This window comes from Streptomyces noursei (genome assembly GCF_016917755.1).
GTDB lineage: Bacteria > Actinomycetota > Actinomycetes > Streptomycetales > Streptomycetaceae > Streptomyces > Streptomyces yunnanensis.
The window spans coordinates 5,026,619-5,039,841 of the sequence record NZ_CP070326.1 but is presented as its reverse complement, the minus strand read 5'-3'; the positions used below and the strand labels follow the sequence as shown (position 1 = coordinate 5,039,841).

Here is a 13,223-nt window from a genome sequence, read left to right as displayed (position 1 = left end):
CCGCCCCGCACCAGTGCGCGGCCCGTCGACGGGTGCGAAAGGGGGTCAGGCGGTGCCGCCGCCACGCCGTTCGTCGGAGTCGGACTCGGCCTGCTTGGCCTGGACCTCGGGGTCGAGCGAGGTGCCCTGACTGCCGTCCACGGCGCTCAGGTGGCCGCGGTCGCCGACCTCGGTGGGCGCCGGCGGCTCGACCAGCCAGTCCGGGTTGGCCTGCTTGTCCCACCACTTCCAGGCGGCGACCGCACCGGCCACCACCAGGCCCAGCAGGGCCAGTCGCTTGGCGGCCTTGCCGCAGGCCGCCCGGCGGCACTGCTTCCGGTGCAGCTTCTCGACCTCCGCGGCCGTCACCTCCCCGCGGAGCGCGGCCAGCGCCACGGCACCCCTGGCCAACGCCTCCTCGCGCACCGGCTCGGCCGCCGCCCGCGCGGTGACCATCGCGCTCTCCAACCGCGGGGCGGTGTAGTCGGCAGCCTGGCGGGCCGCCTGACGGGTGCGGACGGCGGCCCGGGTCGCCACCGCGTCCACCTTGGGCGGCAGCGCGCCGCGGGCGTGCTCGATCCGCGGCTGCAGGTGGGTGTCGTACTGGGACCGGGCCTGCTGGGCCGCCTCGGCGACCTTGGGAGCCAGCCGGGTGCGCGCCTCGTGCGAGTAGTGGACGGCGGCGTCCTTGGCCGTACCGGCATAGGGAGCCACCACCTCCGCTGCGTGCCGCACGCTGTCCTTGGCCGTGTGGGTCGCGGCGCGCACGCTGTCCTTGCGGGTCACGGGGATCCTCCTCCTCGGTGGGGTTCCTGGTCTGGGGGCTGCTCCCCCACCTGTGCTCTGTCGCCTGTCCACCCGATTGACGAGCATGCCCGCTCGCTGTCCGCACGGCATGTGCGAGCGGGCATCCGGGTCATTGGGGACTTTCCGGAGTCTTGTGACGACCATGCCACGCGGCGTTGCATCCTGCGCGGGAAATCAGTGCGAACCCCGTCAAGTGGTGGCGGCCCGGCGCCCGGCGGTCGTTCATGACAGGATCGGTGACCGTCCGCGAAGACTTATGGAAGGTAGATCGTGGCTGAGCAGCTCTACGCCACCCTGAAGACGAACCAGGGCGACATCGAACTCCGGCTTCTGCCGAACCACGCCCCCAAGACGGTCAAGAACTTCGTCGAGCTCGCCAACGGCGAGCGGGAGTGGATCGACCCGAACACCGGCCAGAAGACCACCGCCCGTCTCTACGACGGCACCGTCTTCCACCGTGTGATCAGCGGCTTCATGCTGCAGGGCGGTGACCCGCTGGGCAACGGCACCGGCGGCCCCGGCTACAAGTTCGCCGACGAGTTCCACCCCGACCTGGCGTTCACCAAGCCGTACCTGCTGGCCATGGCCAACGCCGGCCCGGGCACCAACGGCTCGCAGTTCTTCATCACCGTGTCCCCGACGGCCTGGCTGACCGGCAAGCACACCATCTTCGGCGAGGTCACCAACGAGGCCAGCAAGAAGGTCGTCGACGCCATCGCCGAGACCCCGACCAACCCGCGCACCGACCGTCCCGTGCAGGACGTCGTCATCGAGTCGGTGGTGATCGAGACCCGCTGACCCGGGTCTTGCGCCCCGGACCGGTCCGGGGAACCATCGCGCCCCGTCCAGTCGTAGATGATAGGGACGGGGCGCGAAGCTCGTTGTGGGGCGGTGGCCGGGCGACGGGTGGGCGGGGCGCGAAGCTTGTTGTGGGGCGGTGGCTGGGGGCGGGGTGCGCCCGCGTCCCGGCGAGAACGAGGACTTTAGGGGACCGATGGACCAGCCAGGCAGCCCGCAGGAGCCGCAGCAGGCGCACGGCCACGACGGCCTGCCCGGCTGCCACCGCCACCCGGACCGCCCGACCGGCATCCGCTGCACCCGCTGCGACCGGCCGATCTGCCCCGAGTGCATGATCAGCGCGTCGGTCGGCTTCCAGTGCCCGGAGTGCGTCCGCACCGGCGGCGGCAGCGGCCCGGCGCCGCAGGCCAGCGCGCCGCGCACGATAGCGGGCGGCACCCTCACCGCCGACCCCCGGCTGATCACCAAGATCCTTCTGGGCCTGAACGTCGCCGTCTTCATCGCGGTGCTCGTGGCCCAACAGGCCGGTACCGACCTGGTCAACCGGCTCGACATGATCGGCCTGGCCATCGACCCCAGCCGCTATCAGCTGGTCGGCGTCGCCCACGGCGAGTGGTACCGCCTGCTGACCGCGGTCTTCCTGCACCAGCAGATCGCCCACATCGCCTTCAACCTGCTGTCGCTGTGGTGGCTGGGCCCGCCGCTGGAGGCGGCCCTCGGCCGGCTCCGCTTCACCGCGCTCTACCTGCTCTCCGGCCTGGGCGGCAGCGCCCTGTCCTTCCTCATGGCCGCCCAGAACCAGCCCTCGCTGGGGGCGTCCGGCGCGATCTTCGGGCTGCTGGGCGCCACCGCCGTGTTGATGCGGCGGCTGCGGTACGACATGAAGCCGGTCCTGATCCTGCTCGCCCTCAACCTGGCCTTCACGTTCCTGTGGCCGAATATCGCCTGGCAGGCGCACGTCGGCGGACTGGTCGTGGGCGCCGCGGTGGCGTTCGGGATGGTGCACGCGCCGCGGGACCGCCGCACGCTGGTGCACGTCGGGACGTGCGTGGTCGCCCTGCTCGCGATCGTCGCGGTGGTGTGGGTACGGACCCTTCAGCTGGTGGGTTGAGGCCCCGCGGGGCCACGTTGTCCACAGTCCGTGAAGGATCTTGTGCATGCTGTGCGGAAGCCGGCCCCGACACCCCGCAGAATGGCGTTTCCGCAGGAAGGGGCGGGGGCGGGGGCCGGCATCGGGGGGTACCGCCGGTCACACCGGCGTCAACCTCCCGAGGGTTATCCACAGATCTTCTGAAGTTTTCCCCGACTGTGGATAACTGTGTGGATGGCCTTGGGTAGGGCTTGCGCTATCCCCAGGAGGGGCGCGCTACTTCCACTGCGTGGAGACGCCGAAGCCCACCGCGATGAAGCCGAAGCCGCACACGATGTTCCAGTTGCCCATCGCCTTGATCGGCAGATCGCCCTCGGAGACGTAGAACAGCACGATCCAGGCGAGCCCGATCACGAACATCGCCAACATCAGCGGCGCGACCCAGCCACGACCTGAATTCATCTTCAGGCTGGTGGTCTTCGCCGGCGGCGGCGTGAAGTCGTCCTTCTTGCGGATCCGTGACTTCGGCACGAGGAACTCTCCTGTCGATGTGCTGCTCCCCCACTCCCGACGGTGAGCGGGTGGTCTCCCCGCCGCACGGGAGCGGTACGGGTCGGGAGCCAGGGTACGGACACGAGGGGAACGGATTTCCTTCCCAGGCGTCCGTTAGCGTAGTGCTTCCGCGGCGTCGTAAGGAGTAAGGGTACGTTGAGCACTTCCGCCGGCTCCCCCGGGCGCCCTCCACGTCCCCGGCTGCGGCCCGTCCGACTCCTCACCCTCCTCGTCTTCGCGCTCGCCGGCCTGATGTTCTGGCTGAGCTTCGACACCGCCCGCGGCACCAACCTCCGCTCGGACGACTCGATGCTGCGGCTGTCCGACCTCATCCAGGAACGCAGCCACAAAAACGGCGCCCAGGACGAGCGCAACGCCGGTCTCCGCGCCGAGGTCGACGCCCTCGCCCGCCGCGACACCAGCCCCTCCGCCACGGAAGAGGCCAGGCTCAAGGGCCTGGAGCAGAGCGCCGGCACCAAGCCGCTGTCCGGCCAGGGCCTGACCGTCACCCTCACCGACGCCCCGCCGAACGCCACCGCCAAGATCCCCGGCATCCCCGAACCCCAGCCCAACGACCTGGTCATCCACCAACAGGACCTCCAGGCCGTGGTCAACGCCCTGTGGAACGGCGGCGCCAAGGGCATCAAGGTCATGGACCAGCGGCTGATCTCCACCAGCGCGGTCCGCTGCGTCGGCAACACGCTGATCCTCCAGGGCCGGGTCTACTCCCCGCCCTACAAGATCACCGCGGTCGGCGACCGGGACGCCCTCAACCAGGCGCTGACCGCGTCCCCCGCCATCCAGAACTACCTCCAGTACGTCAACGCCTACGGCCTCGGCTGGAAAGTCGACCAGCACGATGCGGTGACTCTTCCCGGCTACTCCGGCACAGTGGATCTCCACTACGCACAGCCTGTGAAGCCGTAGCCCGCAGACCGCGGGCCGGCGGGGAGGGGCGGCCCGATGACGACGCGGTGGATCGTACGGACGGCCAGCGAAATCTGCCTCACCGCCGGCACACTGATCGTCCTCTTCGTCGTCTACCTCCTCTACTGGACCGGCGTCCGGGCGGACAGCGCGATGGACAGCGAGATCGGCCGGCTCCAGGACCAGTGGTCCACCGGCCCGGTCGCCGCCGGAGCCCCCGCCCCCACACCCACCGCCCCGCCCCGCCGCTACGGGCCCGGCCGCTCCTTCGCCGTCATGTACATCCCCCGCTTCGGGCCGGACTGGGCCAAACCCGTCCTGGAAGGCACCGGAACCGACGTCCTCCAACGCGGCCTGGGCCACTACGACCGCACCGCCCGGCTCGGCGCCACCGGCAACTTCGCCGTGGCCGGCCACCGCCGCACCTACGGCGACCCCTTCAAGGACTTCCCCCGGCTGCGCCCCGGGGACGCCGTGGTCCTCACCGACGGCACCACCTGGTTCACCTACCGCATCGACAACCGGCCCTACACGACCCTGCCCACCGACATCGGCGTCATCGACCCGGTGCCGCGGAAGTCCGGCTTCACCGGCCCCGGCCGCTATCTCACCCTCACCACCTGCGAACCGGAGTGGGGCCACAGCCACCGGCTGATCGCCTGGGCACACCTCGATTCCACCCAACCCGTCACACAAGGAAGGCCATCGGCTTTGACCGGCTGACCCACCTGCGCACAGCCTCTCCCCTTACTCTGGTGTCGCAATCGACATCGTCAACGGCATCGGCAAGGGGACAGCGACACCATGTACGGCTGGATCTGGCGGCATCTGCCGGGCAACACGTGGGTGAAGGCGCTGATTTCCGTGCTGCTCGGCCTGGCGGTGGTCTTCGTGCTCTTCCAGTGGGTCTTTCCGTGGGCGGAGCCACTGCTCCCCTTCAATGACGTCACTGTCGACCAAGGGATGGCAGCCACCCGATGACCGCACGGATTCTCGTCGTCGACAACTACGACAGCTTCGTCTTCAACCTCGTCCAGTACCTCTACCAGCTCGGTGCCGAATGCGAGGTACTGCGCAACGACGAGGTCGCCCCGCGCCACGCCCAGGACGGCTTCGACGGCGTGCTGCTCTCCCCGGGCCCCGGTACCCCCGAGCAGGCCGGCGTCTGCGTCGACATGGTCCGGCACTGCGCCGACACCGGCGTCCCGGTGTTCGGCGTCTGCCTGGGCCTGCAGTCGATGGCCGTCGCCTACGGCGGAGTGGTGGACCGCGCCCCCGAACTGCTGCACGGCAAGACCTCGCCCGTCCTCCACGAGGGCGCCGGCGTCTTCGCCGGACTGCCCTCGCCCTTCACCGCCACCCGCTACCACTCCCTGGCCGTCGAACCGGACACCGTCCCCGACGAACTGGCCGTCACCGCCTGGACGGAGGCCGACGACGCCCCCGGCGGCCGGATCATCATGGGGCTGCGGCACCGTGAACTCCCCGTGGAGGGCGTGCAGTTCCACCCCGAGTCGGTACTGACGGAATGGGGACACCGGATGCTGGCCAACTGGCTGGTGGAGTGCGGCGACAAGGAAGCGGTGGAGCGTTCGGCGGGGCTTGCCCCGGTGGTCGGCAAGGCCGGCGCGTGACCGCGCTACGCCCCGAGCACGAAGGACGGCCCTACGAGCCGTACGAGGAGCAGCCGTCCGCGCCGTCCGCCCCGTACGGGCAGTCCGACGCGTTCGAGACGGCGGTGGGGCGGCTCGACGACCCGCTGAACGACCCCCTGCCCGGCCGCTCCCCGGCACCCCACCCGGCCCCCTACGGGCAGCAGGCACCGACCGCCCGCGCCGACGGGGGCACCGCGACAGAGGGCTCCCCCTGGTTCCGGCCCCGCCAGGACCCCGCCGCCTCCGGCCGCCCCGAGCCGCCGCCGACGACGCCAACGCCGCCGCGGAGACCGGCCCGGCACCGCAAACCCGGCCCCGAGGACACGACGCCTGGCCCGCCGCCCCCGCGCCCCTACGGCTCCGAAGCCGACGCCTACGGTCAGGTGAACGGCGGCCTCGGCCACGGCAGATACGCCCCGCCCGCGGAGCCGATACCCGATCCACGTGGCGTCGCGGAGGCCCTCACCGCGCCCCTCCCCACGATCCCCCCGCTGCTTCCCTCCCGGTCCGGCCGCCCCGTGCGCCCGGCGCCGGCCGGGGTTCCCTCGCAGTCGGACGACGCCACCATGGCGCTGCGCCAGGCCGAGCAGTCCGGCGACGACACCGTTTCACGTGAAACCAGCGCGACCGTTTCACGTGAAACCGACGCCGCCATCGCCGTTTCACGTGAAACCACGACCGCCGCCCTGGTGACGGGTGGCCGCGCGGCCCGCCGCAAGGCCGCCCAGGCCGCCGCCAAACGCGGGGGGCGCCACGGCCGACGCAGCGCACGCACCGCCTCCGCTTCGGCCTCGGCCGCCGCGACGGACGCCGAGGCGCCCAAGGTCCCCATGACCCGGGTCGAGGCCCGCCGGGCGCAGCGCGCCGCCAAGGACAGCCCCGGCCTGATCGCCAGCCGCGCACTGGGCGAAGTGTTCATCACCCTCGGCGTGCTGATGCTGCTGTTCGTCACCTACCAGCTGTGGTGGACCAACGTGATGGCCGACGAGGAGGCCGGCGGCGCCGCCAACAACCTTCAGCACCAGTGGGAGCAGGGCGGCGGCGAGAAGAAGAACCTCGCGGACGGCGAGCGCTTCGGCATCATGTACATCCCCAAGCTCGACGTGAAGGCCCCGATCGCCCAGGGCATCGACAAGCACTCCGTTCTCGACCACGGCATGATCGGCCACTACGACGCCGCCAGCGGCATCAAGACCGCGATGCCCTGGGACAAGGCCGGCAACTTCGCCGTCGCCGCCCACCGCAACACCCATGGCGAGCCGTTCCGTTACATCAACCGCCTCACCAAGGGCGACAAGATCGTCGTCGAGACGCAGAGCGCCTACTACACCTACGAGATGGAGAGCGTCCTCCCGCAGACCTCTCCCAGCAACACCAGCGTGATCGGCCCGGTCCCGCCCGGCTCGGGATTCACCGGCCCGGGGCGGTACATCACCCTGACCACGTGCACCCCGGAGTTCACCAGTACCTATCGATTGATCGTCTGGGGCAAGATGGTGGACGAGCGGCCACGGAGCAAGGGCAAACCGGAAGCGCTCGCCGGCTGAGCGGACAACTGAAGGGGAGCTAACCGGTGACTGCCAGCGGAATCGACGAGGACCGCGACGGGTCCGCGATGTCACCGGAGCCACGCCGGGGGTGGCGCACCTTCGCCTCCGTCGTCAGCGTCATCGGTGAACTCCTCATCACGGCCGGGCTGATCCTGGGCCTGTTCGTCGTCTACTCGCTGTGGTGGACCAACGTCCTCGCCGACCGCGAATCCCACAAGCAGAGCGACCAGGTTCGCAAGCACTGGGCCGCCGCGCCACCGGGACCCAAGGGGCCGGGAGCGCTGGACACCAAGGACGGCATCGGCTTCCTCCACGTACCGGCGATGGACAACGGCGAGGTGCTGGTCAAGAAGGGCACCGACAACGACATCCTCAACGAAGGAGTCGCCGGCTACTACACCAAGCCCGTCAAGTCCGCCCTGCCGCAGGACAAGCAGGGCAACTTCGCCCTCGCCGCGCACCGCGACGGCCACGGCGCGAAGTTCCACAACATCGACAAGCTCAAGGTCGGCGACCCGATCGTCTTCGAGACCAAGGACACCTGGTACGTCTACAAGGTCTACGCGACGCTCCCGCAGACCTCCAAGTACAACGTGAACGTCCTCGACAAGATCCCGGCCGAATCCGGCAAGCACAAGGCCGGCCGCTACATCACCCTCACCACCTGCACCCCGGTCTACACCTCGGACTACCGCTACATCGTCTGGGGCGAACTGGAACGCACCGAAAAGGTCGACGCGGACCGCACACCCCCCGAGGAACTCCGCTGACCGACCACCCCGCACACGACGGAGCCCCGGCCGCCCTCCAAGGGCAGCCGGGGCTCCGTCGTACGGGGTCGTGCGGGAGCTAGTGCTTCTTCCCCCAGCCGAACGGTCCGCCGAAGATGCCGCCGTCCTGGTTCCCGTTGTCGCCGCCCCCACCCGCGGTGGTCAGGTTCACGGTGGTCGACGCGGGGTCGCCCTGCGTCCCCGGCTGCGGGTCCTGGTTTATGACCACGGCGTTGTCGTCCTGCGAACTGCCGTTGGGGAACTGGATGTTGTTGTAGCCGGCCTGCTGGAGGATCTGCTTGGCCTCCTTCACCTTCTTGCCCCGCACCTCCGGCACCTGCGCCTGCGCGGCCTTGCCGACCGTCAGCGTGACCGTGGAGCCCTGGGCCACCTGCTGGTTCCCATCCGGGCTTTCCGCGACGACCTTGCCGTTCTGCGCCGGGTCGGTGACGTTCTGGTCGGGCCCCCGCTTGACCTTGAAGCCTTGGTCGGTCAGCTGCTTCTGTGCCGCGGCGAAGTCCTGGCCCTTGACGTCCGGCACGGTCGCCTTCGGCGCCGCCTTGGCCACCGTCAGCGTGATCTGGACGTCCTTGGTCGACTGGGACTGCGCGTCGGGGCTCTGCTTCGTGACGATGCCCGGCGTCCGGTCGGACACCTCTTCCGCCTTGGTGACGTTCTGGAAGCCCTTGTTCTTGAGCTGGTTCACCGCCTGGTCGAACGGCATGCCCTGCACGTCGGGGATGGCCACCTTCACCGCACCCGAGCAGATCGTCACGTGGACCGTGCTGTCCTTGTCGATCTTGGTGTCGGCTGCCGGTTCCTGCGCGGTGACCTGGCCCTTCTGGGCGTTGTCGCACTCCTTGCTGCCGTCCTGGACGACCTTGAAGGAGCTGTTGTCGCCGTACGACTTCGCCTCCGCCAGCGTCTTGCCCTCAAGGTTGGGCACCGTGATGGAGTTGCTCTTGTTGCCGCCGCTGAACATCGCCTTGCCGATGAAGATCGCACCGACCAGGACCAGGACCGCGGCCAGCGCCAGCAGGATCGTGGAGACGTTGCTCTTCTTGCCGCCGCCCCGCCGCCGGTCGCCGCGCTCCTCGTAGCCGTAGCCCCCGTCGTCCGGGTTCATCGGGGGCAGCATCGACGTCTTCGGGCCGCCCGGGTCCTGCGCCCGCAGCATCGTCGTCGGCTGGTCCTGCTCGCCGTAACCCACCGCACCCAGCGCGGCGGTCGCCGCGACCGGCTGGCCGTCCAGCGCCGCCTCGATGTCGGCCCGCATCTCGTCCGCCGACTGATAGCGGTAGTCCGGGTCCTTGACCAGCGCCTTCAGGACGATCGCGTCCATCTCCGGGGCGATCTCCGGATCGAAGGTGCTCGGCGGTTGTGGCTCCTCCCGCACGTGCTGGTAGGCCACCGCGACCGGGGAGTCCCCGACGAACGGCGGCCGCACGGTCAGCAGCTCATAGAGCAGGCAGCCGGTCGAGTACAGGTCGGAGCGGGCATCGACCTGCTCGCCCTTGGCCTGCTCCGGCGACAGGTACTGCGCGGTACCGATCACCGCCGCGGTCTGCGTCATGGTCATACCGGCATCGCCCATGGCCCGGGCGATACCGAAGTCCATCACCTTGACCTGGCCGGTACGGGTCAGCATCACGTTGGCCGGCTTGATGTCGCGGTGCACGATGCCGGCGCGGTGCGAGTACTCCAGCGCCTGCAGCACACCGATCGTCATCTCCAACGACCGCTCGGGCAGCAGCTTCCGCCCGGAGTGCAACAGCTCACGCAGCGTCGACCCGTCCACGTACTCCATGACGATGTACGGGATCGACACCCCGTCGACGTAGTCCTCGCCGGTGTCGTAGACCGCGACGATCGACGGATGGTTCAGCGAGGCGGCCGACTGGGCCTCACGGCGGAACCGGGCCTGGAAAGACGGATCGCGGGCGAGATCCGCCCGCAGGGTCTTCACCGCCACGGTGCGGCCGAGACGGGTGTCATGCGCGAGGTAGACCTCCGCCATGCCACCACGGCCGAGCACCGAGCCCAGCTCGTACCGGCCGCCGAGGCGACGCGGCTCTTCCATAAGCTTCTCCAGCCCTCTCCGTCAGTCCCGACCGCACCCGTGTGTGGTCCGGCGGTGTGCTGTCCGGGCATACCGTACCCGGCACGCCGTACCGGACCGGACCGGAGCCGCAACCTGATACGTGACCGGTATCGCCATGCCCCGCGTCACCGCTGGCCTTCGATGACCGCCTCCATCACGCCCTTCGCGATCGGGGCGGCGAGCTTGCCACCGGCGATGTCGTCACGGAGGGTGTCCGACCCCTCGATCACCACCGCCACCGCAACCGGAGTGCCCTTCGCGGTCTTCGCATACGAGATGAACCAGGCGTACGGATTGTCCTTGTTGTTCTCGCCGTGCTGCGCGGTACCGGTCTTGCCACCGACCGTCACGCCGTCGATCTGCGCCGACTGACCCGTGCCGTCCTTGACCACGGTCTCCATCATGCTCTGGAGCTTCTGCGCGTTCTCCGGCTTCAGCGGCCGACCCAGCTCCTGCGGCGTGTGCTGCTGCACGACGTTGAGGTTCGGCGCCACCAGCGACTCGACCATGTACGGCTTCATCAGCTTCCCGCCGTTGGCGACCGCCGACGCCACCATTGCCATCTGCAACGGCGTGGCACGGTTCGACGCCTGCCCGATACCGGCCATCGCATTCTGCGGCCGGTTGTCCTTCGGGAAGACGCTCTCCGCGGCCCGCACCGGAGTGTCGATCTTCGCGTCGTTGAAGCCGAACTTCTCCGCCTCGGCCTTCATCTTCGCGTTGCCGAGATCCGCACTGACCTTGCCGAAGACGGTGTTGCAGGAGAGCCGCAGGGCCTCCCGCAGCGACACGTTCTCGCAGGCGATGCTGCCCTCGTTGTTCAGCGGCTGGTGCGCGGTGTCCGGCAGGATGAACGGCACCGGCGAGTCCGTCTTGGCGTCCGGGTCGGTGTACAGGCCGTTCTCCAGCGCCGCCGCCGCGGTGACCACCTTGAACGTCGAACCGGGCGGGTACGTCTGCCGCAGCGCCCGGTTCAGCATCGGCTCGTCCGGGTTGTTCTTCTTCTGCAGCGCGTTGTACGCCTCGGCGTCCTTGTCCGTCATCCCCGCGAACGTCGACGGGTCGTACGACGGCGTGCTGGCCAGCGCCAGGATCGCCCCGGTCTCCGGGTTGAGCGCCACCACCGCGCCCTTCTTGTCCCCGAGCCCGTCGAAGGCCGCCTTCTGCGCCTTGGCGTCGAGGGTGGTCACCACGTTCCCGCCCTTCTGCTTGCCACCGGTGAACATGTCCACCGTGCGGCTGAAGAAGAGCCGGTCGTCCGTGCCCGTCAGGATCGCGTCGTTCAGCTTCTCCAACTGGTTGGAGTCGAAGGCCTGCGATGCGTAGCCGGTGACCGGCGCCCACATCTTGCCGTTCTTGTACGTCCGCTTGTACTTGAAGTCACCACTGTCCGTCGTCGTCGAACCGGTGATGGCCTTGCCGTCGACGATGATGTTGCCGCGCGGCGTGCTGTAGCGCTCGATCGCCACCCGCCTGTTGTGCGGATCGTTCTTGAGCTGGTCGCTCTGGACGAACTGCACCCAGTTCACACGGATGAGCAGGGCGAGGACGAGCAGGCCGCAGAAGACCGCGACCCGTCGCAGGGGCTTGTTCACGGGCGGACCACCTGGGTCATCTCGGCGTCGGTGGACGGAGCGGGGGCGGGAGCGGGACGGCGCGCGGTGTCACTGATCCGAAGCAGGATCCCCACCAGCGCCCAGTTGGCGATCACGGACGAGCCACCTTGGGCCAGGAACGGCATCGTCATACCCGTCAGCGGGATGAGACCCGTCACACCGCCCGCGACGACGAAGACCTGCAGCGCGAAGGCGCCCGACAGACCGACCGCCAGCAGCTTGCCGAACGGGTCGCGCGCCGCCAGCGCCGTACGGATACCGCGCTCGATGAGCAGGCCGTACAGCAGCAGGATCGCCATCAGACCGGCCAGGCCGATCTCTTCGCCGACGGTGGCGAGGATGTAGTCGCTCTTCGGGGCGATACCGCCGATGAGCCGGGAGTAGCCCTGTCCGAGACCGGACCCGAGGATGCCGCCGGAGCCGAAGGAGTACATCGACTGCGCGGTCTCCGTCACACCGCCGTTCTGCAGCTCCAGCGGGTTGAGCCAGTTGTGGACACGCACCTGCACATGCGACTCGAAGGTGGCCACGGCGACCGCACCACCGGCGCTCAACAGCAGACCGAAGACGATCCAGCTGGTGCGCTCGGTGGCGACGTACAGCATGATCACGAAGAGGCCGAAGAAGAGCAGCGAGGTGCCCAGGTCGGTCTCGAAGACCAGGATCATCAGGCTGAGCGCCCAGATGACCAGAATCGGGCCGAGGTCCCGGCCGCGCGGCAGATACATGCCCAGGAAGCGGCGGCTGGCCAGTGCCAGCGCGTCCCGCTTCACCATCAGATAGCCCGCGAAGAAGATCGCGATGATGATCTTCGCGAACTCACCGGGCTGCAGCGAACCGACACCGGGAATCGTGATCCAGATGCGCGCGCCGAACCGGGCCGGGAAGAAGATCGGGGCGATCAGCAGGACCAGCGCCACCACCATCGAGATGTAGGTGTAGCGCTGCAGGACCCGGTGATCCTTCAGGAAGACCAGCACACCGAGGAAGAGCGCGACGCCCAGCGTCGACCACATCAACTGACCCGGTGCCATGGCACCGCCCAGCTGCGGGGTGCTGATCTTCGGCTCCTGGTCCAGCCGCCAGATGAACACCAGCCCCAGGCCGTTCAGCAACGTCGCGATGGGCAGCATCAGCGGGTCCGCATACGGCGCCCACTTACGGACGACCAGGTGCGTGACCCCCGCCAGCAACCCCAGCCCCAGCGTGTAGCCCAGCGCCCCCGCGGGCACCGAACCGTCCTTCGCCAGACCGACGTTGACGTAGGCGAACACCGGGATCAGCACCGCGAAGACGAGCAGGGCCAGCTCGGTGTTGCGACGACTCGGGGCGGCGAACGTGCCCACAGTCGTCGTGGTGGTTGTACTGCTCATGAAAT

13 protein-coding genes are annotated in these 13,223 nt (G+C 69.2%); 8 read left to right on the top strand and 5 right to left on the bottom strand.

Going from position 1 to position 13,223, the window contains the following annotated elements:
* Nucleotides 1–45: 45 nt before the first annotated feature.
* Entirely contained in the window at nucleotides 46–765 is a 720-nt protein-coding gene (locus JNO44_RS22220) for a DUF5324 family protein (protein WP_205365807.1), read from the bottom strand.
* Nucleotides 766–1,056: 291 nt separating this feature from the next.
* Between JNO44_RS22220 and JNO44_RS22215 the strand changes: the two genes are divergently transcribed.
* Both JNO44_RS22215 and JNO44_RS22210 read left to right on the top strand, forming a co-directional pair.
* Nucleotides 1,057–1,584 carry a peptidylprolyl isomerase gene (locus JNO44_RS22215; protein WP_205365806.1) on the top strand — a complete coding sequence of 176 codons (528 nt, stop codon included), beginning with the start codon at nucleotides 1,057–1,059 and terminating at the stop codon, nucleotides 1,582–1,584.
* A gap of 196 nt (nucleotides 1,585–1,780) precedes the next feature.
* Nucleotides 1,781–2,695 carry a rhomboid family intramembrane serine protease gene (locus JNO44_RS22210; protein WP_205365805.1) on the top strand — a complete coding sequence of 305 codons (915 nt, stop codon included), beginning with the start codon at nucleotides 1,781–1,783 and terminating at the stop codon, nucleotides 2,693–2,695.
* A 255-nt stretch (nucleotides 2,696–2,950) separates the two neighbouring features.
* On the opposite strand, the gene crgA is transcribed toward JNO44_RS22210, so the two are convergent.
* Nucleotides 2,951–3,205 (bottom strand): cell division protein CrgA, encoded by a 255-nt coding sequence (crgA, locus tag JNO44_RS22205; protein WP_039634763.1) that lies wholly within the window; start codon nucleotides 3,203–3,205, stop codon nucleotides 2,951–2,953.
* 177 nt (nucleotides 3,206–3,382) lie between these two features.
* On the opposite strand from crgA, the gene JNO44_RS22200 reads away from it, so the two are divergent.
* The 6 genes from JNO44_RS22200 to JNO44_RS22175 all read left to right on the top strand — a co-directional run bounded on the left by JNO44_RS22200 (nucleotide 3,383) and on the right by JNO44_RS22175 (nucleotide 8,128).
* Nucleotides 3,383–4,153, top strand: a complete 771-nt coding sequence (locus JNO44_RS22200) for a DUF881 domain-containing protein (protein WP_205365804.1) — start codon at nucleotides 3,383–3,385, stop codon at nucleotides 4,151–4,153.
* 36 nt (nucleotides 4,154–4,189) lie between these two features.
* Nucleotides 4,190–4,876, top strand: a complete 687-nt coding sequence (locus JNO44_RS22195; protein WP_205365803.1) for a class E sortase — start codon at nucleotides 4,190–4,192, stop codon at nucleotides 4,874–4,876.
* Between the two features lie 81 nt (nucleotides 4,877–4,957).
* Nucleotides 4,958–5,134: a hypothetical protein gene (locus JNO44_RS22190; RefSeq protein WP_205365802.1), complete on the top strand. Its 177-nt coding sequence runs from the start codon at nucleotides 4,958–4,960 to the stop codon at nucleotides 5,132–5,134.
* A complete protein-coding gene (locus tag JNO44_RS22185) occupies nucleotides 5,131–5,787 on the top strand; it encodes an aminodeoxychorismate/anthranilate synthase component II (RefSeq protein ID WP_039634771.1) in 657 nt (218 codons plus the stop codon). The genes JNO44_RS22190 and JNO44_RS22185 overlap by 4 nt, the downstream gene beginning before the upstream one ends.
* Nucleotides 5,784–7,355: a class E sortase gene (locus JNO44_RS22180; RefSeq protein ID WP_205365801.1), complete on the top strand. Its 1,572-nt coding sequence runs from the start codon at nucleotides 5,784–5,786 to the stop codon at nucleotides 7,353–7,355. Before JNO44_RS22185 ends, JNO44_RS22180 begins: the two co-directional genes overlap by 4 nt.
* A 26-nt stretch (nucleotides 7,356–7,381) precedes the next feature.
* Nucleotides 7,382–8,128: a class E sortase gene (locus tag JNO44_RS22175; protein WP_205365800.1), complete on the top strand. Its 747-nt coding sequence runs from the start codon at nucleotides 7,382–7,384 to the stop codon at nucleotides 8,126–8,128.
* Nucleotides 8,129–8,207: 79 nt separating this feature from the next.
* On the opposite strand, the gene pknB is transcribed toward JNO44_RS22175, so the two are convergent.
* The 3 genes from pknB to JNO44_RS22160 all read right to left on the bottom strand — a co-directional run bounded on the left by pknB (nucleotide 8,208) and on the right by JNO44_RS22160 (nucleotide 13,218).
* A complete protein-coding gene (gene pknB / locus JNO44_RS22170) occupies nucleotides 8,208–10,208 on the bottom strand; it encodes a Stk1 family PASTA domain-containing Ser/Thr kinase (protein WP_205365799.1) in 2,001 nt (666 codons plus the stop codon).
* 146 nt (nucleotides 10,209–10,354) lie between these two features.
* On the bottom strand, nucleotides 10,355–11,824 hold the full coding sequence (locus JNO44_RS22165; protein ID WP_073446653.1) for a peptidoglycan D,D-transpeptidase FtsI family protein: 1,470 nt from the start codon (nucleotides 11,822–11,824) through the stop codon (nucleotides 10,355–10,357).
* Nucleotides 11,821–13,218, bottom strand: a complete 1,398-nt coding sequence (locus JNO44_RS22160) for an FtsW/RodA/SpoVE family cell cycle protein (RefSeq protein ID WP_039634781.1) — start codon at nucleotides 13,216–13,218, stop codon at nucleotides 11,821–11,823. Before JNO44_RS22160 ends, JNO44_RS22165 begins: the two co-directional genes overlap by 4 nt.
* Nucleotides 13,219–13,223: the final 5 nt, after the last annotated feature.